Raw genomic sequence first — 21,391 nt, 5'->3', positions numbered from 1 at the left:
GTCGGCTGTAACGCGAGCGGCGGACGAGTGCAGCACTACCTATAGGCCCCTCAGGTTCCAGGTGGTAAGAACAATTCCTTCTGATCCCATAGCTTCAGCCTATTGCTGCTGCATCGCTCCCTGTCTGGATATCCGGAGGCGCCGTATTGGATACGAAACGTTTGGAGGCCTTCACCAAGGTCGTGGATCTCGGCAGCATGACGAGCGCGGCGAAGGTGCTGAATGTCGCACAGCCGGCCCTGAGCCAGCACATTGCGAGCCTGGAGGCGGAATTCAAGTGCAAGCTGCTCGATCGCAGCGCCCGCGGGGTCAAGCCCACCGAGGCCGGACGAATCCTCTATCGCTATGCCAAGTCGATCCAGCGGCAGATCGAAGAGGCGAGGCGCACCATTCTGGACAACAAGCCGGAGTTGACCGGCAACGTCACGATCGGCCTGGCCCCGCTGAGCTCGGCGGCATTGCTCGCGACCCCGCTGTTGATGCAGGTGCGTGAACGCTATCCCGGCATCGTGCCGCACATTTACGACAGCTCCGGGGTCATGCTCAGCGAAATGATGCTGAAGGGGAGCATGGATATGGCCGTCCTCTACGGCGATCGCCCGGTGACCGGTCTCGATTACAAGCCGCTGATGCGCGAGTATTTTTATCTTGTCGCACCCCGCAGCATATATTCGGAGCAGACGCCTCCGGAGGAGGTTTCGGCGGAGGAGGTCGCACAATTCGACCTGCTTCTTCCATATCGGGAATCCTTCCTGCGACAGACGGTCGAGCGGGTCTGCGCTGAAGTGGGACTGCGCCCGCGCATCGTCGCCGAGATCCATTCCCAATCGACCCTGTCTTCGGCGATTGCAGCCGGAGTGGGGGCTGCCGTGCTCCCCATCTCCATCGCAAAGGCATTGCCGAACCTGGATGAACTCTGCATTCGGCGGATCAATGCGCCGTCGGCCTCGCAGCAGATGTCGCTCTGCATTTCCGATAACGCCGCCCTGTCCGACGCCGCCTTCGCCGTCTACAAGATATTGCTCGAGATCATCGTCAAGACCTGGGGGCAGTTCGATATCCCTCCCGGCGCGGTTACCATCGCAGAGGGGGCCCCAACATCGCCTCTGGAGGGTCAGAAGAACGAGCCATAACGAAACACGATGTGGCAATCCCAAAATCTGAAATTCTCCGATGTGAGACGGTCGACTATCTGAGGTGAAGCGCAGATTGCGGACCCTCGGAGGGACCATGGTTCACGTCGTCAGAACATTCGATCGGCCTGGTGCAGACCTCGTCGAGCGCATCAAGCAGTTTCCTCCGTCCACCCTGCATGAGGCGCAGGGGCGATCGGGCGCGCTGACCTCCCGCATCAAGCCGATCTATTCCGGGATGCGCGCCTGCGGGCCGGCGCTGACGGTGAGCTGCCATCCGGCCGACAACATGATGCTGATCACGGCGATTTCGCTGGCCAAGCCGGGCGATGTGCTCGTGGTGAGCGCGGGCGATCACCCCGAGCAGGGCGGCTTCGGCGAGGTGCTGGCGACGGCCTGCGTCGCCAAGGGCATTGTCGGCCTGGTCACGGATGCCGGCGTTCGCGACGGACTGGCGGTGCGCGCCACCGGCTTCAACGTCTTCTCCTACGGCCTCTGCATGAAGGGCACCGTCAAGGAGACCCTCGGCACTATCAACCAGCCGATCGTCATTGGCGGCATTGCCGTCCGTCCCGGCGACATCGTGAGTGCCGATGACGACGGCGTGGTGATCGTGCCCAAGGAGAACATCGCCGACGTCTGCGTGAAGTCCGCGGCGCGCGAGGACAAGGAAGCCGGCGTGATGAAGGCGCTCAAGGCCGGCGGGGACATCCTCGAGCTCTCCGGTATCGGCAAGGTGCTGGAATCCAAGGGCTGCACCTTCGCCTGAGCGGCAGGCGCCACAAGCGAGCAATAACAGGAAAACCAGTGGCAGCCATTCTCGGCTCGGGCGAGCATCGCTACCGCGTCGTCGACAATTGGGCGAAGCTGCCGGATGGCTGGCAGCTCACCGACGTTGCCTCGGTCGCGGTCGACAGCCGCGACCGAATCTACGTCTTCAACCGCGGTGCCCATCCGATGGTGGTGCTCGACCGCGACGGCAATTTCCTGCGCAGCTGGGGCGAGGGGCTGTTCTCCCGCGCCCACGGCCTTTCCATCGATGCCGATGACAATCTCTACTGCACCGACGACGGCGACCACACCGTGCGCAAGTGCACGACCGACGGCAAGGTGCTGCTGACGATCGGCGTTCCCGAAAAGCCATCGCCGTTCATGAGCGGCGATCCCTTCCATCGCTGCACCCACACCGCGTTGTCACCGAAGGGCGAGATCTACGTCTCCGACGGCTACGGCAACGCGCGCATCCATAAATTCACACCGGACGGCAAGCTGATCAGGAGCTGGGGCGCGCCCGGCACCGACCCCGGCCAGTTCAACATCGTGCACAATATCGTCACCGACGCCGACGGCTGGGTCTATGTCGCAGACCGCGAGAACCATCGCGTGCAGGTGTTCGACGGCAACGGCAAATACGAGACGCAGTGGAACAACCTGCACCGGCCATGCGCGCTGTGCTGCTGCGGTGGGGCTAAGAACCCGACCTTCGTGATCGGCGAGCTCGGCCCCGCCATGCCGGTCAACCGCAAGGTACCCAATCTCGGCCCGCGGCTGTCGATCGTGGACGCCAAGGGCAAGCGCATCGCGCGGCTCGGCGGCGAGGATGGTCCCGGTCTTGCGAGCGGCAAATTCCTCGCGCCGCATGGCATCGCACTGGATTCCAGGGGCGACATGTATGTCGGTGAGGTCGGCGTCACCGACTGGAAGACGAATTTTCCGGACGAGGACATGCCGGCCGTGGTCCGCACAACGCGCTGTTTGCAGAAACTGGAGCGCGTCGCGGAAGATCCTCGCTAGAGGCGAACCTCGACGGCCTGACGGTGCTAGGTGAGTACCGTCTCGAGATCGGAATAGATGACGTCGGCCGTGCGCCGATAGTGCTGCTGGAGCAGCGCGACGGCGTCGTCGGTCTTGCGGTCGAGCACCGCCTGAAGGATCTGCGCGTGCTCGGCGCCGACCTTCCGGATCGGATAGGCCTTTGCGATCGACATCATGCGATAGCGATAGAGCCGGTCGGCGAGCTGCTCGCAGAAGCCAAGCAGCGGGCGCGAGCCGCATAGCCCGATCAGCGTCGCATGGAAGGCGCGGTGCGCTTTCTCCCAGTCCGGATTGTCCTCGAACTTTTCGGGGTCGAGCGAGCGCGGGGTGCGGTCGAGCCTGTGATGCGTGACCAGGAGGGCTTCCTCCCAGTCTTGCGTCGCGTTCTGCATGGACTCGCGCAGCGCGAGGCCCTCGACCCAGCAGCGCGTCTTGGTCAGCTCCTGGAGCTCGTCCTTGCTGACCGGCTTCACGTAGAAGCCGCGCTGCTCCATGCCGATGACGAACTCCTCCGTGGTCAGACGGTTGAGCGCCTCGCGCAGCGGCGTCTGCCCGACATTGTAGTGCTCCATCAGGAAGCGCGACTGGAGCTTGCGCCCGGGCGCGAGGCGTGTGGTCAGGATGTCGGCCTTGAGGCGGGCATAGATGGTCGTCGCCAGCGTCGCCGGCGCCTCCATCTTCGGGCTCGACAGGTCAGAGCGCATGAGAGTCCCACTGATTCATCGGCATTTTTTGTACATCAGCCAACCCTCGACCGATAATTTATAAATTTATGCTTTACTGGCTATTTTATATATATTACTCCTTGGCCAGCAGCAACAGATTCGGTCGCGACCAGGTCAGCTCCAGTCCGCGACCACTGACGAGGAAGCCCGATGTCCGATTTCCCGGTGGCCGCTCTGCGCAGTGTCGAGCTGACGACGCCGCAGCTGGGTGCCTCGGCCGATTTCTACGCCAAGGTCTGGGGACTCGATTTCGTCGCGAACGCCGATGGCACGATCTATCTCGCGGCGACGGGATCCGACTTCCACGTTCTCGAGCTCACACAAGGCGAGCGGCCGGCGCTGCGCAAGGTGAGCTTTCGCGTGCGTTCGCGCGAGGATCTCGACCGCCTGTTTGCCCGCGCGCGCGAAGCGGCCTGCGAAGTCATCACGCCGCCCGGCCCGTCGCCAACACCGTCAGGCGGCGTGCATTTCGTGATCCGGGAGCCGCAGGGCTGCTGCCTGGAGTTCGTCCATGGCGATCGCACCAAGACGGCGCGCGTCGCGGCCGACCGCCCCGAGCGGCTTGCGCATGTCAACATCAACAGTGCCGACGTCGAACAGCTCTCCAGCTTCTATCAGCAGGTTCTCGGCTTCCGCCAGACTGACCGCTCGAAGCTGATGGCGTTTCTGTGCTGCAACAGCGACCACCACGCTGTCGTTCTCGCGGAGGCGAAGGTCAACGGCCTCAACCATGTCGCCTTCCTGATGCCGGACCTGGAGTCGGTGATGCGCGGCTCCGGCCGCATGGTCGATCACGGCTTCCCGATCGGCTGGGGCGTCGGCCGGCATGGACCCGGCGACAATGTGTTCGCCTATTTCGTCGATCCGACCGGTGTCGTCATCGAATACACCGCCGAAGTCTTGCAGGTCGATGACAGCTATCGCGCGAAGGGACCGGCCGAATGGGTCTGGCCGCCGGGACGCACCGATCAATGGGGCATCGCGGCGCCCAAGAGCGAGGCCTGCAAGGCGGCACAGCTCGCCGTGCTGTTCGACGCCGGCGGGCGCGCATGACGATGTCTTCCGCAGCCACCGGCTATGACGTGCTCGTCGTCGGCTTCGGACCGACCGGCGCGGTCGCGAGCGGCCTGCTCGGTCGGCTTGGCCATCGCACGCTGGTCGTCGACCGGCTCGCCGGCATCTACGACAAGCCGCGCGCGATCGCGCTCGATCACGAGATCTTTCGCCACTTCGACAACATGGGCGTGGCCGAGGCAATCTCGCCTCACGTCGAGCCTTTCACGGCTTCCGAACATTTTGGCGCTGACGGCCAGTTGATCCGTCGCATCGACATGGTCGCAAAACCCTACCCGCTCGGCTACACGCCGAGCATGGTGTTCAGCCAGCCGCCGGTCGAGGCCGAGCTGCGCCGTCACGCTTTGAGCTTTGATTGCGTGGGTGCCGCGCTCGGCGTCGAACTGGTCGATCTCGTGCAGCGGCCCGAGCACGTCGAGGCGAAGCTGCGGGATGCCGACGGACAGTTGCGATCGGTGACGGCGCGCTACGTGCTCGGCTGTGACGGCGCGTCCAGCACGGTGCGGCAGATCGCCGGTATCGCGCTGGAAGACCTGATCTTCGACGAGCCGTGGCTCGTGGTCGACGTGCGCGTCAATCCCGACGCGATCGCAAGGCTGCCCCAAAGCTCGGCGCAGTTCTGCAACCCGGCGCGGCCCGTGAGCTTTCTGATCGGCCCGAACAACCATCGCCGCTGGGAGATCATGCTGCTGCCGGGCGAAGACCCGCGGGCGATGGAGCGGCCGGACAACGTATGGTCGTTGCTGGCACCGTGGCTCGCGCCTGCGGATGGCGAGCTGTGGCGCGCGGCATCCTATCGCTTCCACGCCCTGGTCGCTGCCGACTGGCGCAATGGCCGCGTCCTCATCGCCGGCGATGCCGCGCATCAGCAGCCGCCCTTCATCGGCCAGGGTATGTGCCAGGGGCTGCGCGATGCGACCAATCTCGTCTGGAAGCTCGATCGCGTGCTGAAGGGCAGCTCGCCCGACGGCCTGCTCGACAGCTACACCGCCGAGCGCAAGCAGCATGTCATCGAGCTGACCGGCAAGATCAAGGCGATCGGCCAGTCGATCTGCGAGCGCGACCCGGCCGCCGCGCGACGGCGCGATGCGCAGATTCTCTCCGAGGGCGGCGGTAAGCCGCTGGTGCTGACGCGGCAGGAGATCATCCCGCCGCTGCGCGCAGGCTTTCTTTCGGAGCAGGACGGTGCGGCACGCGGCAGCCTGTTTCCGCAGCCGCGCATCGCCAGTGACGGCGGGCCTCGGCTGCTCGATCAGATGACCGGCCCAGGCCTGCGCGTCTTCATCGACGGCCGGCGTAGCGACGCATCGTCGCTCGCCGCGCTCTGCGCCGCGCACCCGGACCTGCCCGCAACGGCCATCGCACCCGCCGGCGCTGGAAAGCCCCTCACTCTGGAAGAAATCGACGGCGTGCTGGCCGGCTGGTTCGACCGTCACGGCGTCGTCGCCGCGGTCGTGCGCCCGGATCACTACGTGTTCGGGACGGCGCGCAGCGCGTCCGAACTCAGCCGGCTCTTGCACGACATCAGCTCACGCCTGCGCGGCAACCACAAACCGGATCTGAAAATGGAGAAGACAGCATGAAGCTCGCAACCGTTGCGATCGACGGACGGACGACCTGGGGCCTTGTCGAGGGCGACAACTTTTTCGATGTCGGGACCGTACTCGCGTCACGCTATGCCGATCTCCGGGCGGCCATCGCGGGTGCCCTTGCGGACGTTGCGGAGGCCAGGTCGAAGGCTGCGGCCACGCCGCTTGCGAAGCTCACCTGGCTGCCGGTCGTTCCGAACCCCGACAAGATTCTCTGCGTCGGACTGAACTACGAGACGCACCGCAAAGAGACCGGCCGCACCGAGGTCGAGCACCCCACGATTTTCGCACGTTACGCCAACAGCCAGACCGGGCATCTCAAGCCGATCATCCGGCCGCGCGTCTCGACCGATCTCGACTTCGAAGGCGAGCTCGCCGTCATCATCGGCAAGGCCGGACGCTACATCTCCCGCAGCGAGGCGATGGGCCATGTTGCCGGCTATGCCTGCTACAACGACGGCAGCGTCCGTGATTTCCAGCGTCACACCCATCAGTTCACGCCCGGCAAGAATTTTCCGGACACCGGCGCGTTCGGCCCGTGGATGATGACGCCGGACGAGCTCGGCGAACTCGCAGAGCTGAAGCTCACGACCCGCCTCAACGCAGAGGTCGTGCAGGAAGCGCGCATCAAACAGATGATCTTCGATATCCCGCGCCAGATCGAATATTGCTCGACCTTCACGCGGCTCGAGCCCGGCGACGTCATCGTCAGCGGCACGCCGGGCGGCGTCGGCTCGAGGCGCAATCCGCCGCTATGGATGAAGCCGGGCGACGTCGTCGAGGTCGAGGTCGAGCGGCTAGGCGTGCTGCGCAATCCGATCACGGACGAGGCGCGGTGACCGATCCATCCGACGGAAGCTGCCGGCAACGGCGGCGGCGAAGCTCGTTTGGCTTCGTCTGCACGCCGGCATGCTGCTGATTGAAGACAATACAAACAAGACCAACGAGGGGAAACGTCATGAGCAACAGTGCAGATGTCATGGTCGGCGCGAACGGAGCCGCGGCGGCGGCTCCAATTACGCCCGCGTTCCGCAAGCTCGTGATCGCCTCCTCGCTGGGCTCGGTGATCGAGCACTACGACTTCTTCATCTACGCCTTCACCGCGCCCGTGGTATTCGACCGCTTCTTCTTCCCCAGGATGGATTCGACGGCGAGCATGCTGGCGGTCTACGCGACCTTCGCCGTCGGCTTCGTCGCCCGCCCGCTCGGCGGCATGGTGTTCGGCCATTACGGCGACCGGCTCGGCCGCAAGGCGATGCTGACGATCACCTTCATGCTGATGGGCATCGCGAGCTTCCTGATCGGCTGTCTGCCGAGCTATGACGCGATCGGGCTGCTTGCGCCGATCGCGCTGGTAGCGCTGCGCTTCGCCCAGGGCTTTGCCTTCGGCGGCGAATACATGAACGCGGTATCGCTGACGCTGGAAAACGCGCCCTCGGCAAGGCGCGGCTTCTTCGCCTCCTTCGTCAACGCCTCCGGTCCGATCGGCGTGATCCTGGCCTCGGGCTTCATCGCTCTTCTCGGCTTCGTCTCGACGCCGCAGGACTTTGCGCAATGGGTCTGGCGCGTGCCCTTCGTGCTGAGCCTCGTGCTGGTGGTGCTCGGCACCTACATCCGCCTCCAGGTCGATGAATCCACGCTGTTCAAGGCGGTGCAGGTCTCCGCCGCGCGGCCAAAGGCGCCGCTGCTCGACGTGCTGCGCTCGTGGAAGACATCGGTGTTGTTCGGCTGCCTCGCCAACATGGTGCACAGCACCTTCCAGTACATGAGCACGGTGTTCGTGCTCGGCTATGCCGTGAAGACGCTGGGCATGGCGCAGTCCACCGTCACCTTCGGCACCATGGTGGCCAACGTGCTGGAAATGTGCATGGTGCCGCTGATCGCGAGCTATTCCGATCGCTTCGGCCGGCGCCCCTTCATCGCCCTCGGCATCCTCCTTGCCGCGGCCTGGTACTCGATCTACTTCCAGCTCGTCGCGACCAAGGATCCGACGCTGCTGATCCTGGGCCTCGTCGTCTCGATCGGGATCATCCACGCGCTGATGTTCGCGCCCGAAGCCGCCTTCACCGCAGAGCTGTTTCCGACCGAGATCCGGGTCAGCGGCTCATCGCTCGGCAAGCAGCTCGGCATCATCCTCGGTGGCGGCATCGCGCCGCTGGTCGGCACCGCCTTGATGGGAGCCGGCGGCAGCTTCACGTCTGTCATTCTGTATTTTGAGGTGATTGCAGTCTGCGCCTTCATCGGCATTCTGCTGGCCCCGGAGAGCATGAAACGCCCGTTGTAAAGTCAATGGCGAGGCGGAGGCCCCGTCCGCTGGTAGCGATGCATCGGTGCGATCTCGGTGGCGGTCATTTCTCTGAACCAGGGCGCGCGGTTTGGATCACGACGCGGCGGTTCAAGCCGCCGCCTGCAGCGACCGCCGCGCACTTCGGCCATGTTCTGCAACATATCTCAATATCTTCGCCAAAGTTTGACCGGCGGACCTCGGGTAGGATCGATTCAAACGCTGGAATCGGAGACCGCCGCGATGTCCCTAAAATTGTCCGTGACGCCAAGGGGCCTTGGTGCCGTCTGCCTCGTGCTGGCGACCGTGATCTCATCCCCTGCGGGAGCGACTCTGGACGCCCTGGCCGGCTCGTGGTCCGGAATGGGCTCGATGAAGCCCGCCGACGGTCCGCGCGAGAGGGTACGCTGCAAGGTTGCCTACAATGTCACGAAGCCCGGCCGCTCGCTGACGCTGGAGCTGCGGTGCGCAAGCGAGGCCTACAGGATGATCCTGTCTGCCAACATCGAGCAGAACGGAGCGAATTTCTCGGGCAACTGGTTCGAGAGCGAATACCGCCAGGGCGGCAAGATCTACGGAACCAGCGCGGAGGACGGGCTGATCGAAGCCAGAATCGAAGGCAACACCGTCGCAGCCCTGGTGACGATCCGGACCAAGGGCAACCGGCAGTCCTTCGTCATGGATGCCCCCGGCGCCTGGGTCTCGCAAGTCGCCATCGAGCTGAACAAGGATATGTAGTGACGGGCAGAAGCTCAGCTGCCGGGCAATGGCACGAAAGGCGGTCCATGCTGCGTTCGGCAGTGGGACGGCACGGCTGCAATCGTTTGTTACACAAGTGAACACGCCGCTCATCAGCCGGAACCTGTGAGGCGTTATGTTGCTGCTCGACCAATTCAGCAATCGATGTGATGTCGAGACGACTGCCTCATATTCTTTTCGTTTCCGGTTCTCCAGTGGATCGACGGACGATCGGCGCCTGTCTTGCGGCTCATCAGTTCGCAACGACGGCCATCGGCCGGGGACGCAACGCGCTCCACGAACTCGAGACGAATACAGTCGACGCGGTCGTTCTGGACGTTGCCAATGACGACGGGAGCGGGCTCGAAGCCTGTCGCAGATTGCGGGAGAAGGGCGTCCTCGTCCCCATCATCCTTTTCACAGGCAGTGGTGATCCCATCGATCGCGTCATCGGGCTCGAGCTCGGCGCGGATGATTGCATCGAAAAACCGGTGGACGAGAAGGAGCTCGTGGCCCGCATCAGGGCGAGGTTGCGGATCGTCGACCGCGGCCATCAAGCTGCTGATACCTATTCGTTTGCAGGACTGCGGCTGAACGTCAAGGAAAGACGTGTGACGAGACCCAACGGTTCATCACTCCGGCTTACGTCGGCCGAGTTCGATCTGCTGGCTGCGTTCGTTGCGCGGGCCGGAAGGAAGTTGTCGCGATCGCAATTGCTCGATCTGATGGATCGGCGAACGACAGATGACGCGGCGAGATCAATCGACGTGCTGGTCAGCCGGTTGCGCCGGAAGCTGCTTGCAGAGACCGATGGCGGCCTCATCAGCACGATCCGCAACGGCGGGTATCAGTTCACGTCCGACGTCAACTCCATCCGTGGCGCCAACGCCGGCGCCTGACGATGTCTGCCGGTCAGCACCGGCGAACGGCCGATGGCCGCGAGCTCAATTTGGGCAGCAAAATCGTCACGGTAAATCCTGTGCCATCGTCGGTCTTGAACCCGATGGATCCGCCATGGCTCAGGACGACGTCGCGCACGATCGCGAGGCCCAATCCGGTGCCGGGAATCTTGGCGCTTCTGGCGTGATCCAGCCGCCGAAAAGGTGCCATCGCCTCGTCGGTCCTGTCGTCGGGTATGCCGGGCCCGTCGTCGCTGATGCCGACCTCGATGTGCTGGCCGCCTGCCGTCAGTTTCACCCGCGCGACCGCGCCGTACTTCACGGCGTTGTCGATCAGGTTTCGAAAAGCCCGCTTGAGCGAAATCAGGCGCCCGACGATTTCGAGATGATCGGGGCCGTCATAGCTACAATCGTGGCGATTGTCGGTGGCTTCGTCGACCAGGCTGATCAGCAGCGCGGCCAGATCCATCGGCTGGGTCGTCGCCTCGGTCGTCTCTCCGCTTGCGAAGGCGAGGGTGGTGTCGACCATCGCCGTCATGTCCGAAATCTCGGACATCATGGCGTTGCAATCATCCTCCGCGTCGAGCTGCTCGGCGGCAATTCGCATTCGCATCAAGGACGATCTGAAATCGTGAGAGATCGCCGCAAGCATCTGCGTGCGCTCCTTGACGAAGGACAACAGGCGCCGTTGCATGTCCTCGAACGCCCTGGCGACGACACCGAACTCGTACAGGCCCTGATCGGAGACCGAAACGAAATCGCGCGTCTTGCCGATCCGGTCCGCGGCCTCGACCAGCCTGTCCAGCGGCGCGACGATCCGGCGAGTCAGCAGCGTGGAAATGATCGCGATGATCAGGCCGCCGCCGATCAGGGGAAGCAGGGGCAGGGCATGGTTCAAGCCGCCGACCGATTCCGCGAATGACACGCTGACCCAGGAACTATCGCTGCCCTGAACGGCGATCCTCAGGCTGGCCGGCACGAGCGCTTCCGGCTCGCTCGGCGCCATGGGCGTGGCGCCCAACGAGGCGCCGACCGAGGCCGGTACGACCTGCGTCTTGATCGTTTGAACCACGGGCGCGACGGCAAACCCGGCATCGTAGACCTCGACCGTCCGAATACCGTCACCAAGTGCAGCCTTGATCGTCGCGCCCAGCCTGGCGTAGGTCGGGTTCTGGCCGTTGTCCGACTTGTCGATCGGCTTTTCCCTCGACCACGTCACGGACAGGAGCGAGCTGGATTGCGTTGCCTTGGAGGCCCGATCCAGCGCCGGTCGCGCGAAGATCTCGGCGGCGAGGCTGCTTGTCTGCTCTGCGAGCCATCGCGCTCCGGTCATCCGTATTTGCGGCTCCGAAAACAGCCAGACCTGGAAGATCGCTTGGGACTGGACGGCCACCAGGCTGAGGGCCATGGCGGCGGCAATTCGGCGGCCAATTCCTGGTCGCCGGATCCAGCTCAGGGCATGTTCCTTAGGCAGCATTGTTTTCGACGACCGGTGTGAAGATGTAGCCGCTGTTCCGCACTGTCTTGATCAGCGTCGGATTCTCGGGGTTCTCTTCCAGCTTGCGCCGCAGGCGCATGACCTGGACATCAATGGTGCGATCGACCGACGTCGAGGTGCGGCCGCGCGCCAGGTCCAGAAGCTGGTCGCGATTGAGCACGCGGTTGGGGTGCTCGACGAAGGCCTGAAGCAGGTCATATTCGCCGGAGGTGAGCTCGACCAGCGCGCCCGACGGGGATTTCAACGTCCGCGCCCGGATGTCCAGAGTCCATCGGGCGAACACCAACACTGTCTGTTGCTTGGCGGACTTGTTGACGTCGACAGTGGATTGACGCCTCAGGACCACGCGAATGCGGGCCAGGAGTTCGCGGAGACCGAATGGCTTGCAGATGTAATCCTCCGCGCCGAGCTCAAGGCCGATCACCCGGTCGGTCTCCTCGGCGACCGCGGTCAAGAGTATGACGGGCACCGGGTTGTCGGCCTGCGTCTGGCGCAGCAGGGACAGTCCGTTCTCGTCGGGCAGCATGACGTCGAGCACGATCAGATCGAGCTTGGACGTCGCAAGCTTTTCCCGGAACTGCTTTCCGTCGCTCGCAACCGACACGCGCAAGCCTTGCTGCCCGAGAAACTTGGCCAGGCCGGAGCGAATTTTCGGATCGTCGTCGACGATGAGGATGTGGGGAGCCGACATGATCGAGGCATCCTTCGGTTTTTCGATCGTCTCAAGCGTTTTCTCGTAACAATGTGTAACAGCCGCCCGTTTGACCGCGACCTTGCGGGGCCGTCCTCAACGCAACCGACCGGACGTTACAGAATGAAATAATCCGAAACTTGCGGCTCATCCTGCCGACGCATCGAGGCTGTAGAGATCGTCGCGCAGGATTGACGATCAACTGCTTGCAGGAAGCGGAGCAAGGAATACCGAACATGCGGCCGACAATCATCAAATTAGTGCGAGTGATCCGCACGGGGGCGGCGATCATGACGGCGCTCGGGCCGTCCGGCGGCATCGTGCGGGCTCAGGCGGAGCGCGAGTTCCTGCGTCCGGCCCAGGCCGCAAAGATCCTCGCCGATTCCAGGCCTTGGGCTGCGACGGGCGAGGGCGGTCGCCAGGCGAGGATAACCTTCAATCCGGACGGCACGGGGACATTCGAGGGACCTATGACGGTGTCGGCGACATGGGGGATCAAGGGCGAGGACATCTGCATCACGATGACCATTATTGGCGTCAAATGCCATCGCTTCGCGAAGGTCGCCGGAGGCTTGGACGCTTACACGGACAGCGCGGTGGAGCTGCGGCTCAGACGGTAGCAACCCTGCCGTGCTCATCGTCTCGTTCCCGAGCCAGGCGGCCACACGCCGATGTTAACGCCGAGCTCGCGCCTTCACCGAACTTTGATGGGCCTGCTTGCCGGTGGTTTTCGCGGCGGTGGGATTGCGTTGGTAGGCGGCAAGGAAGACGCCGATGCCTCCCTCGATCAGCGAGCGACACTCGGCCTCGCTCGGCGCATTCATGGAGAGAGCCCATTTCAGGATCACCTTGCCCTGGATCAGGCTCAGAAACTGTGTGGCCGCGAGCTTGATGTCGGGGATGTTGACGAGCCGCTGCGCCTGCGCTGCGCGCAGGAATGCGGCCACTTCGGCGTCGCAGCGTTCGGGCCCGGCCTTCATGAAGACCTCGGCCACGCGCGGATGGCGCGAGGCGCAGGACATGATCAGCCGGTGCATCGCCAGGCCTCTGTGGTCGAGAAAGCCTTCGAGGAAGGTCTTTGCGATCGTGCGCAACCCCTTCCTGAGGTCGATCGGTCCGCCGTCGTCGTGCCACAACGTCTTCGGCCCGAAGCGGCGACACTCGTCGCTCACCAGCGCCAGCAGCAGGTCGTCCTTGTCGTCGAAATGAACGTAGAGCGTCGCCTTCGACACGCCGGCATGGCGCGCGATCGCATCCATGCTCGTTGCGTCGAAGCCGAGGTCGAGAAACAGCCCGCGCGTGCCGTCGAGGATCTGGCGATACTTCGCCTTTGCCCGCGGCCGTTCGCTGGCCTCGATCCGATTCGGCGCCCGTCGTGTTTGCGGCTTTTGCGCAGCAGCTGCCATGACCCGTTCCTCCGCGGCTTGACATTTCCCCGAGGCTGGCAGCATACATGCCCGCCAAACAAAACTAAACGGTTTAGTTCGACTATGTCTCCCAAACGCGACCCACGCCGGCGAAGGCCCTCCGTTGCGGCCGAGCGGCGCGGCAGAGGGCTTGCCTGGACCGGCATCCTTCTCCCCGGTCTCTTGCTCGCTTCCTGTGCCGTCGGGCCGGATTTCATCCCGCCCTCGGTCCCGGCGGTCGATGGTTTCACGCGCGAGCAACGCCTCGCGGCGACGACGAGCGCTCCGGTTGCCGGCGGCAACGCGCAGGGCTTCGCCTCCGGCGGCGACATATCCGAGTACTGGTGGACGCTGTTTCGATCGAAGCAGCTCAGCGCCTTCGTCGAGGAGGCGGTGCGCAACCATCCCGATGTCCAGGCGGCGCAGTTCGCGCTGCGCAATGCGCGGGAAAACGCGCTGGCGCAGCAGGGGAGCCTGTTTCCACAGGTGACCGCGGACGGATCGGCGCAGCGCCAGCAGGGGACGACGGCCCAGCAGGGGCAATGGCCGGGGCAGACCTCGAACTATACGCTCTATGGCGCCTCGGTCAGCGTGTCGTACGCCCTGGACATCTGGGGCGGCACGCGACGTCAGGTCGAATCCCTTCAGGCGCAGGCGGACTACCAGGCGTTCAAGCTCGAGGCGACCTATCTGGCGCTGACCGCCAACGTGGTCACCGCCGCGATCACGGACGCTTCGCTGCGCGATCAAATCACCGCGACCGAGGAGATCATCAAGGCCGAGACGGACCAACTCGTGCGCATCCAGCACCAGTTCGAGATCGGCGCGAACTCGAAATCGGATGTGCTCTCGCAGGAGGCGACGCTGGCGCAGGCGAGAGCAACGCTGGCGCCTCTGCAGAAGCAACTGGCGCAGCAGCGCAACCAGTTGATGGCCTATCTCGGGCGGCTGCCGAGCCAGGACCGTGGCGAGCATGTCAGGCTTGCCGATCTGCGTCTGCCGGGCCGGTTGCCGGTGTCCTTGCCCTCGACGCTGGTGCGGCAGCGTCCCGACATCCGCCAGGCCGAAGCGACGCTGCATCAGGCGACCGCCACCGTGGGCGTCGGCATCGCGAATCTGCTGCCGCAGCTCACGCTGTCGGGCAGCTATGGAGCCAGCGGTCCGGAGCGGCTGTTCTCGCCCGACACCATCGTCTGGAGTGCGGCCTCGAGCGTCAGCCAGAAGATTTTCGATGGCGGGACGCTGTATCACACCAAGGAAGCCGACGTGGCGACGTTCGAGCAGGATCTGGCGCTCTACAAGAGCGCGGTGGTGACTGCGTTCCAGAACGTTGCGGATTCGCTGCGCGCCATCCAGTACGACGCCGCGACGCTGAAGGCGCAGGCGGCCGCGGAGAAGGCGACTGCGGACAGTCTCGCGATGGCGGTCGAGCAATTCAAGACCGGCGCGGTCCCCTATGTGACCGTCATCAACGCCCAGCAGTCCTATCTCAATGCGCGCGTGTCGCGCATCAAGGCGCAGGCGACGCGCTTCACCGATACGGCCGCGCTGTTCCAGTCGCTCGGCGGCGGCTGGTGGAATCGGGCGGACGAGACTCCCGACGCGCTGCCGCGCGCCAATCCCGGCTACTTCGCCGGTCCCGACAAGAAAAACCAGGAAGCGATGCGATGATCAAGCGCATGACGATCATGCTGAGCGGGATGGCCGTCCTGTTCGGCGGCCTCTACGGCTTTCAGACCTTCAAGGACATGATGATCAGGAAGGCGATCGGGGGCATGGCGAATCCGCCGCAGGTCGTGTCCACCGTGGTGGCCGCCAACGCGCCCTGGCAGTCGACCTTCAGCGCCGTCGGCTCGCTGCGGGCCGTCAACGGCGCCGATCTCGCGCTGCAGGTCGCGGGCATCGTCCAGAATATCCAGTTCTCCTCCGGTGACAGCGTCGCGGCCGGGCAGCCATTGCTGTCGCTGGTCGCAACCGACGACATCGCCAAGCTGAACTCGCTGCAAGCAACCGCCGAGAACTACGCCATCGTGCTGAAGCGCGACGAGGAGCAGATCAAGTTCAACGCCGTCAGCCAGGCGACGGTCGACAGCGATAAGGCCAATCTGAAGAACGCCCAGGCCCTGGTGGGGCAGCAGAAGGCCCTGCTCGAGCAGAAGACGCTGAAGGCGCCGTTCGCCGGCCGGCTCGGCATCCGCGCCGTCGATCTCGGCCAATATTTGAGCGCCGGCACGAGCATCGTCACCCTGCAGAGCCTCGATCCGATCTACGTCGATTTCTACCTGCCGCAGCAGGCGCTCGCGGCGATCAGTACCGGGCAGGACGTTACGATCGCCGTCGATGCGTTTCCGGCCGAGCGCTTCACCGGACAGATCACGGCCATCAACGCCAAGATCGATTCGAGCAGCCGCAACGTCCAGGTCCGCGCCACCTTGCGAAACGGCGAGGCCCGGCTGCTGCCGGGCATGTTCGCCAAGGTCGAGATCGCCGTCGGCAAGCCCGAGCAGGTCGTCACGGTGCCGCTGACCGCGATCGTCAACAATTCCTACGGTGATCTCGTCTATCTCGTCGATGATGTCCATGACGGGCAGGGCACGGCGCGCCAGATGTTCGTCAAGACCAGGTCACCGAAGGGCGACCGCATCGCGGTGAACGAGGGGGTCAAGCCGGGCGAGACGGTGGTGATTGCCGGTCAGCTCAAGCTGCGCAATGGCAGCCCGGTCAAGATCGACAATTCCCATGTGCCGGTCGCCGAAGCCGCACCCAATATCGTCGATCAGTAGACCCGGCCACGAGTCCCAGCAGGCAGCCTTAGCGATGCGTTTCACCGATATCTTCATCCGCCGGCCGGTCCTGGCGCTGGTGGTCAGCGCCCTGATCCTGGTGCTCGGCCTGCGTTCGATGTCGACGCTGTCGATCCTGCAATATCCGCGGACCCAGAACGCCATCGTCACGGTGACGACGGCCTATGCCGGCGCGGATTCCGACATCATCGCCGGCTTCATCACGACGCCGCTGGAAAATGCCATCGCCCAGGCGAACGGCATCGACTACATGACGTCGAGCAGCGTCACCGGCTCCAGCACCATCACGATCAATCTGCGGCTGAACTACGACTCCGGCAAGGCGATGACGGAGATCAATGCCAAGGTCAATTCGGTCCTCAACCAGTTTCCGACCGGCACGCAGCAGCCGACCCTGACGCTCAAGGTCGGCCAGACCATCGATGCCATGTATATCGGCTTTGCCAGCGAGGTGCTGGCGCCGAACCAGGTCACGGACTACCTCACGCGCGTGGTGCAGCCGCGCCTTCAGGCTGTCTCCGGCGTGCAGACGGCCGAGTTGCTGGGTGCAAAGAAGTTCGCGCTGCGGGCCTGGCTCGATCCGGATAAGCTCGCCGCCTACGGCCTGACGGCGAGCGACGTCTCGACCGCGCTCTCCGGCAACGACTACATCTCCGGGCTCGGCGCGACCAAGGGCCGGCTCGTGCAGGTGGATCTGGCGGCATCGACCAACCTGCATTCGCTCGAGCAGTACCGGAACCTGGTGGTCAAGAACGTCAACGGCGCCATCATCCGGTTGCGGGACGTGGCGAACGTGACGCTGGGCAATGACGATTACGACACCGAAACGCGGTTCAACGGCAAGACCGCCGTCTATATCGGCATCCAGGCCGCGCCAACGGCCAATCTCCTCGACGTCATCAACGGCGTGAAGGCGGTGCTGCCGGACATCAAGGCGCAGCTTCCGAACGGCCTCTCCGGCGAGGTGCTCTACGACTCCACGGATTTCGTGAACTCCTCGATCAACGAGGTCATCCACTCGCTGCTGGAAGCGGTGCTGATCGTGATCGTCGTGGTCTTCCTGTTTCTGGGGTCCTGGCGCTCGGTGCTGATCCCGGTCATCGCGATTCCGCTGTCCCTGATCGGCACGTTCGGCCTGATGCTCTTGATGGGCTTTTCCATCAATCTCCTGACGCTGCTTGCGCTCGTGCTCGCCATCGGACTTGTGGTGGACGACGCCATCATCGTGGTCGAAAGCGTGCATCGGCTGATCGACGAAGGCGTGCCTCCGGTCGAGGCCGCCATCGAATCGGCCCGTTCGCTGGCGAGCCCGATCATCGCCATGACCGTGGTCCTGATCGCCGTCTACGTGCCCGTGGGATTCCAGGGCGGCCTGACAGGCGCGCTGTTCACCGAGTTCGCCTTTACGCTTGCGGGTGCCGTGACGGTGTCGGCGGTGATCGCGCTCACGCTTTCGCCGATGAACTGCGCCTGGCTCCTGCGCAAGACCGAACGCGATGCAGCCAATTGGGAGGCGCGCCTGGTGCGCGGGATCGACCATGTGCTGGAGTGGCTCTCCGGCGCCTATCGCCGCCGGCTCGAGGCGGTCTTCGCCATGAAGCCCGTCGTGGTCGTGTTCGCGTTGCTGCTGCTCGCCGGCATCCCCTGGCTCTACGCGACCTCGACCAGCGAGCTGGCTCCGGACGAAGACCAGGGCGTCATTCTCTCGCTGACCACGGCCGCTCCTTCGGCGACCCTTCAGCAGCGGCAGTTCTACGGGCGGCAGCTCTACGACCTCGTGGCCAAGCGGCCCGAGACCGCTACCGTCTTCCAGATCGACACCTCGACCCAGGTGATCAGCGGCTGGGTGCTCAAGCCCTGGGAGCAGCGCAGTCTCACCACCAAGACGCTCCAGCCGGACTTCCAGAACCTGCTCAACACCATCGCCGGCACCCGGTCGGTCGCGTTTCAGCCTTCGCCGCTGCCAGGGAGCAACGGGCTTCCGATCCAGTTCGTCATCGGCACGACGGGATCCTTCAACGAGCTCGACGAGGTCTCGCGGAATTTCATGGCGCAGGCGCTCAAGAGCGGTCAGTTCATCTTCCTCGACACCGACCTGAAAGTCGACAAGCCGCAGACGATGGTCATGTTCGACCGCGACAAGGCCGGCGATCTCGGCCTGAAGATGAGCGATCTCGGCGGTGCGCTCGCGACCATGCTGGGCGGCAACTATCTGGACTATTTCAGCCTGGACGGCCGGTCCTACAAGGTGATCCCCCAGGCCCGGCAGAACGAACGGCTGACCACCGACCAGCTGCTCGGCTACTACATTCGGGCCAGCGACAATTCGATGGTGCCGCTGTCGACCGTGGCGCATCTCGAGAACAAGACCATTCCCCAGTCGCGCAACCACTTCCAGCAGATCAATGCGGCGACGATCTCGGGCGTCGCGATGCCCGGTGTCTCCATGGGAAGCGCGCTGGCGACGCTGAAGGAGCTGGCGAAGACGTTGCCGGTCGGCTACTCGGTCGATTTCGGCGGCGCATCGCGGCAGCTCGAGAAGGAATCGGGCGGCTTCGTCACCACGTTCGCTTTCGCCGTGATCATCATCTTCCTGGCGCTCGCTGCGCTGTTCAACAGCTTTCTCGATCCCGTCATCATCCTGGTGTCGGTGCCGATGTCGCTCGCCGGCGCGCTGATCTTCATCAGCGTCGGAGTGGGCGGCGCCAGCCTCAACATCTACACCCAGGTCGGCCTCCTCACCCTGATGGGGCTCGTCAGCAAGCACGGCATCCTGATGGTCGAGGTCGCGAACGAGCTGCGCGCGGCCGGGAAGGAGCCCACCGACGCGATCATCGAGGCGGCGACGATCCGGCTGCGGCCGATCCTGATGACCACGGCGGCGATGGTGCTCGGCGTCGTGCCCCTGATCACGGCGAGCGGCGCAGGCGCCGTGTCGCGCTACAATATGGGGCTCGTGATCGCGACGGGGCTCTCGATCGGGACGCTGTTCACGCTGTTCGTGGTGCCCGTGGCCTATGCGCTGATCGCCCGTCCGGCGCGTCAGGACGCAGCCTAGTCATCCCGATGCCGGTCCATCACCTGTCGGGGCCTGGCGAGACCCCTCGGGCGGCAGCAGCATCAGCACCTGCAAGCCGGTGGGCAGGCGTGGCCGCATTTCGATGTGGCCGCCATGCCGCTTGGTGATCTCGAGTGCGATCGAGAGTCCAAGGCCGAAGCCGCTGTTGTTCTCGCCCCTGGCGTCGTCAACCTTGAAGAACGGCTGGAATACCTGGTCGAGGAGAGGGGCGGGAATACCCGGGCCGTCGTCTGAAACGTCGATCTCGATCGCATCACCGGCGTTGGTGCCGAGCGACACGTTGATCGTGCTGGCATGCTTGACCGCATTCTCGACGATGTTCGTGACGGCACGCGACAGGGCGCGGGGATGGCAGGCGTAGGAGAGGTGCTCCGGACCGGCATAGGTCACCGCATGCCCCATGTCGGAGAAGTCCGAGCAGATCGTTTGTAGAAAGCTCGGTAGGTCGACACGCGTCAACGGTTCCGACTTGGCGTCGTCCCGGAGATACTCCAGCGTGTCGTCGAGCATGCGGCCAATCTTGGTGATATCGCGCAGCATCGGCGCGCGCAGACTGTCCTGCTGGATCTGCTCGGCGCGCAGCCGGAGCCGCGTCAGCGGCGTCCGCAGGTCGTGGCTGATCGCCGCGAGCATGCGGGTGCGGTCGTTCAGCAGCGAGCGGATGCGGGTCCGCATCTCGTTGAGGGCGTCGGTGACCTGGGTGATCTCGCGGGGACCGCGCCGGCTCAACGCGTCATAGGATTGTTGCGAGCGGCCGAAGGAGGTCGCGGCGCTCGCGACCGCAGCCAGCGGCGCGACCACCCAGCGCACGGCATAGATGGACATGAGGAGTGCGGAGAACACGACCGTGATCAACAGCAGGGCGGTAGGCGGGATGAACATCGGCCACGTCCTGACGGCGAGATTGAACATCAGGCCATGACTGTCGTCGAGCCGGGCGATGATCTGCGACGGCGGACCCGCAGGATCCCTGACGCCGTCCAGGATCTCGATGTCGCGGCGCGACTCGAGCGGATGCGTCGCGAGACGGGCGGACAAGGCGTCGGTCCTGCCCGGCGCGAGATCGGCGAGGTTGATGCGCCTGACCTGGAGGCCGCTGCGCTCGATCGCATTCAGTATCGCGTCAATCTCCGTCGCCCCTTTTGCGGCGCGTACGATCCGCGTGATCTCGGTGATGCGTGCGGCAGCATAGAACGGGCTGTCGTCGCGCGCGGGCGGATCGTAGAGGAACCAGAGGATCGCCGCCAGAAGCACGATTCCGAGCGACACCGAGACGGCGACGAGGCCGGTAATCTGGGTCGTGATGTTTTGCGGCAGCATCCGCTGGATAAACGTCACCAGGCGCTTTCCGACGTTCGACGCGGAGAGGCGTGACGGGAAATCGGTGCGAATGTCGTGGGCGGGGGAGCGTGTGGTGTCGAGAGGAGCTGGCATCGCAACACCGTAGGAGATTCATCGCTGATGGGCAGGGCGCGAAGTGTTTCATTTGATGAATGACGCGCGAAGGCCATGATCCACGGGGCGAACCGGGACAATGCGCGTTTCGCCGCCGTAATCTTTTGTAACATCTCTTAATCCAAGTTCATTCGGCTCCATTCTATCGTGCCGCTCCGATATCCGAGGATGTTATGGCGGTCGCGTGGGTTTTCAGCTTCA

At 64.3% G+C, this 21,391-nt stretch carries 18 protein-coding genes; 13 read left to right on the top strand and 5 right to left on the bottom strand.

All coding sequences use genetic code 11. The annotated features are described in order from the left end of the window. Window positions 1-146 precede the first annotated feature (146 nt). The 3 genes from BM118_RS24810 to BM118_RS41685 all read left to right on the top strand — a co-directional run bounded on the left by BM118_RS24810 (window position 147) and on the right by BM118_RS41685 (window position 2,927). Window positions 147-1,133 carry a LysR substrate-binding domain-containing protein gene (locus tag BM118_RS24810; RefSeq protein ID WP_177234657.1) on the top strand — a complete coding sequence of 329 codons (987 nt, stop codon included), beginning with the start codon at window positions 147-149 and terminating at the stop codon, window positions 1,131-1,133. Between the two features lie 97 nt (window positions 1,134-1,230). Beyond that, window positions 1,231-1,902: a 4-carboxy-4-hydroxy-2-oxoadipate aldolase/oxaloacetate decarboxylase gene (locus BM118_RS24805; protein ID WP_092188193.1), complete on the top strand. Its 672-nt coding sequence runs from the start codon at window positions 1,231-1,233 to the stop codon at window positions 1,900-1,902. Between the two features lie 38 nt (window positions 1,903-1,940). Continuing rightward, the gene (locus tag BM118_RS41685) at window positions 1,941-2,927 is read left to right on the top strand and encodes a peptidyl-alpha-hydroxyglycine alpha-amidating lyase family protein (protein ID WP_177234656.1); all 987 of its coding nucleotides are present in this window, start codon (window positions 1,941-1,943) and stop codon (window positions 2,925-2,927) included. Between the two features lie 26 nt (window positions 2,928-2,953). Here the strand turns inward: BM118_RS41685 and BM118_RS24790 are convergent, their stop codons facing one another. Continuing rightward, the gene (locus BM118_RS24790) at window positions 2,954-3,652 is read right to left on the bottom strand and encodes a GntR family transcriptional regulator (RefSeq protein WP_092188189.1); all 699 of its coding nucleotides are present in this window, start codon (window positions 3,650-3,652) and stop codon (window positions 2,954-2,956) included. 171 nt (window positions 3,653-3,823) lie between these two features. On the opposite strand from BM118_RS24790, the gene BM118_RS24785 reads away from it, so the two are divergent. The 6 genes from BM118_RS24785 to BM118_RS24760 all read left to right on the top strand — a co-directional run bounded on the left by BM118_RS24785 (window position 3,824) and on the right by BM118_RS24760 (window position 10,257). Next, window positions 3,824-4,726, top strand: a complete 903-nt coding sequence (locus BM118_RS24785) for a VOC family protein (protein ID WP_092188187.1) — start codon at window positions 3,824-3,826, stop codon at window positions 4,724-4,726. Then, entirely contained in the window at window positions 4,723-6,330 is a 1,608-nt protein-coding gene (locus tag BM118_RS24780) for a bifunctional 3-(3-hydroxy-phenyl)propionate/3-hydroxycinnamic acid hydroxylase (protein WP_092188185.1), read from the top strand. The genes BM118_RS24785 and BM118_RS24780 overlap by 4 nt, the downstream gene beginning before the upstream one ends. Beyond that, on the top strand, window positions 6,327-7,175 hold the full coding sequence (locus BM118_RS24775; RefSeq protein ID WP_092188183.1) for a fumarylacetoacetate hydrolase family protein: 849 nt from the start codon (window positions 6,327-6,329) through the stop codon (window positions 7,173-7,175). Before BM118_RS24780 ends, BM118_RS24775 begins: the two co-directional genes overlap by 4 nt. A 119-nt stretch (window positions 7,176-7,294) precedes the next feature. Continuing rightward, the gene (locus BM118_RS24770) at window positions 7,295-8,620 is read left to right on the top strand and encodes an MFS transporter (RefSeq protein WP_092188181.1); all 1,326 of its coding nucleotides are present in this window, start codon (window positions 7,295-7,297) and stop codon (window positions 8,618-8,620) included. 243 nt (window positions 8,621-8,863) lie between these two features. Beyond that, window positions 8,864-9,358 carry a hypothetical protein gene (locus BM118_RS24765; RefSeq protein WP_092188179.1) on the top strand — a complete coding sequence of 165 codons (495 nt, stop codon included), beginning with the start codon at window positions 8,864-8,866 and terminating at the stop codon, window positions 9,356-9,358. Between the two features lie 170 nt (window positions 9,359-9,528). Beyond that, window positions 9,529-10,257, top strand: a complete 729-nt coding sequence (locus BM118_RS24760) for a response regulator transcription factor (RefSeq protein ID WP_092188177.1) — start codon at window positions 9,529-9,531, stop codon at window positions 10,255-10,257. Between the two features lie 13 nt (window positions 10,258-10,270). On the opposite strand, the gene BM118_RS24755 is transcribed toward BM118_RS24760, so the two are convergent. Both BM118_RS24755 and BM118_RS24750 read right to left on the bottom strand, forming a co-directional pair. Further along, the gene (locus BM118_RS24755) at window positions 10,271-11,665 is read right to left on the bottom strand and encodes a sensor histidine kinase (RefSeq protein WP_177234655.1); all 1,395 of its coding nucleotides are present in this window, start codon (window positions 11,663-11,665) and stop codon (window positions 10,271-10,273) included. Between the two features lie 58 nt (window positions 11,666-11,723). Next, complete coding sequence (locus BM118_RS24750) at window positions 11,724-12,446, bottom strand: response regulator (RefSeq protein ID WP_210189063.1); 723 nt, start codon at window positions 12,444-12,446, stop codon at window positions 11,724-11,726. 236 nt (window positions 12,447-12,682) lie between these two features. Between BM118_RS24750 and BM118_RS24745 the strand changes: the two genes are divergently transcribed. After that, window positions 12,683-13,066 carry a hypothetical protein gene (locus BM118_RS24745; RefSeq protein WP_092188171.1) on the top strand — a complete coding sequence of 128 codons (384 nt, stop codon included), beginning with the start codon at window positions 12,683-12,685 and terminating at the stop codon, window positions 13,064-13,066. Window positions 13,067-13,120: 54 nt separating this feature from the next. Here BM118_RS24745 and BM118_RS24740 read toward each other — a convergent pair whose 3' ends face one another. Next, window positions 13,121-13,852: a TetR/AcrR family transcriptional regulator gene (locus BM118_RS24740; protein ID WP_092188169.1), complete on the bottom strand. Its 732-nt coding sequence runs from the start codon at window positions 13,850-13,852 to the stop codon at window positions 13,121-13,123. Window positions 13,853-13,936: 84 nt separating this feature from the next. Here BM118_RS24740 and BM118_RS24735 point away from each other — a divergent pair, with 84 nt between their 5' ends. Genes BM118_RS24735 through BM118_RS24725 form a run of 3 tightly spaced genes read left to right on the top strand, consistent with a single transcriptional unit; the run spans window position 13,937 to window position 19,714 of the window. Beyond that, window positions 13,937-15,523, top strand: coding sequence for an efflux transporter outer membrane subunit (locus tag BM118_RS24735; protein ID WP_092188167.1), 1,587 nt, complete (start codon window positions 13,937-13,939; stop codon window positions 15,521-15,523). Beyond that, window positions 15,520-16,635: an efflux RND transporter periplasmic adaptor subunit gene (locus BM118_RS24730; protein ID WP_244550231.1), complete on the top strand. Its 1,116-nt coding sequence runs from the start codon at window positions 15,520-15,522 to the stop codon at window positions 16,633-16,635. Before BM118_RS24735 ends, BM118_RS24730 begins: the two co-directional genes overlap by 4 nt. Window positions 16,636-16,669: 34 nt before the next feature. Then, window positions 16,670-19,714 carry an efflux RND transporter permease subunit gene (locus tag BM118_RS24725; RefSeq protein WP_092188165.1) on the top strand — a complete coding sequence of 1,015 codons (3,045 nt, stop codon included), beginning with the start codon at window positions 16,670-16,672 and terminating at the stop codon, window positions 19,712-19,714. On the opposite strand, the gene BM118_RS24720 is transcribed toward BM118_RS24725, so the two are convergent. Next, a complete protein-coding gene (locus tag BM118_RS24720) occupies window positions 19,715-21,073 on the bottom strand; it encodes a sensor histidine kinase (RefSeq protein ID WP_244550230.1) in 1,359 nt (452 codons plus the stop codon). Window positions 21,074-21,391: the final 318 nt, after the last annotated feature.

The organism is Bradyrhizobium sp. cf659 (assembly GCF_900113725.1).
Taxonomy (GTDB): domain Bacteria; phylum Pseudomonadota; class Alphaproteobacteria; order Rhizobiales; family Xanthobacteraceae; genus Bradyrhizobium.
This window is presented reverse-complemented; position numbering and strand designations above follow the sequence as displayed.

Bases quoted from the DNA above. Each gene is read 5' to 3' on its own strand.
- BM118_RS24790 (WP_092188189.1), bottom strand. From the start codon at position 3,652: ATGCGCTCTGACCTGTCGAGCCCGAAGATGGAGGCGCCGGCGACGCTG.
- BM118_RS24755 (WP_177234655.1), bottom strand. From the start codon at position 11,665: ATGGCCCTCAGCCTGGTGGCCGTCCAGTCCCAAGCGATCTTCCAGGTC.
- BM118_RS24750 (WP_210189063.1), bottom strand. From the start codon at position 12,446: ATGTCGGCTCCCCACATCCTCATCGTCGACGACGATCCGAAAATTCGC.
- BM118_RS24745 (WP_092188171.1), top strand. From the start codon at position 12,683: ATGCGGCCGACAATCATCAAATTAGTGCGAGTGATCCGCACGGGGGCG.
- BM118_RS24740 (WP_092188169.1), bottom strand. From the start codon at position 13,852: ATGGCAGCTGCTGCGCAAAAGCCGCAAACACGACGGGCGCCGAATCGG.
- BM118_RS24760 (WP_092188177.1), top strand. From the start codon at position 9,529: ATGTCGAGACGACTGCCTCATATTCTTTTCGTTTCCGGTTCTCCAGTG.
- BM118_RS24805 (WP_092188193.1), top strand. From the start codon at position 1,231: ATGGTTCACGTCGTCAGAACATTCGATCGGCCTGGTGCAGACCTCGTC.
- BM118_RS24730 (WP_244550231.1), top strand. From the start codon at position 15,520: ATGATCAAGCGCATGACGATCATGCTGAGCGGGATGGCCGTCCTGTTC.
- BM118_RS24765 (WP_092188179.1), top strand. From the start codon at position 8,864: ATGTCCCTAAAATTGTCCGTGACGCCAAGGGGCCTTGGTGCCGTCTGC.
- BM118_RS24775 (WP_092188183.1), top strand. From the start codon at position 6,327: ATGAAGCTCGCAACCGTTGCGATCGACGGACGGACGACCTGGGGCCTT.
- BM118_RS24770 (WP_092188181.1), top strand. From the start codon at position 7,295: ATGAGCAACAGTGCAGATGTCATGGTCGGCGCGAACGGAGCCGCGGCG.
- BM118_RS24785 (WP_092188187.1), top strand. From the start codon at position 3,824: ATGTCCGATTTCCCGGTGGCCGCTCTGCGCAGTGTCGAGCTGACGACG.
- BM118_RS24780 (WP_092188185.1), top strand. From the start codon at position 4,723: ATGACGATGTCTTCCGCAGCCACCGGCTATGACGTGCTCGTCGTCGGC.
- BM118_RS24735 (WP_092188167.1), top strand. From the start codon at position 13,937: ATGTCTCCCAAACGCGACCCACGCCGGCGAAGGCCCTCCGTTGCGGCC.
- BM118_RS24725 (WP_092188165.1), top strand. From the start codon at position 16,670: ATGCGTTTCACCGATATCTTCATCCGCCGGCCGGTCCTGGCGCTGGTG.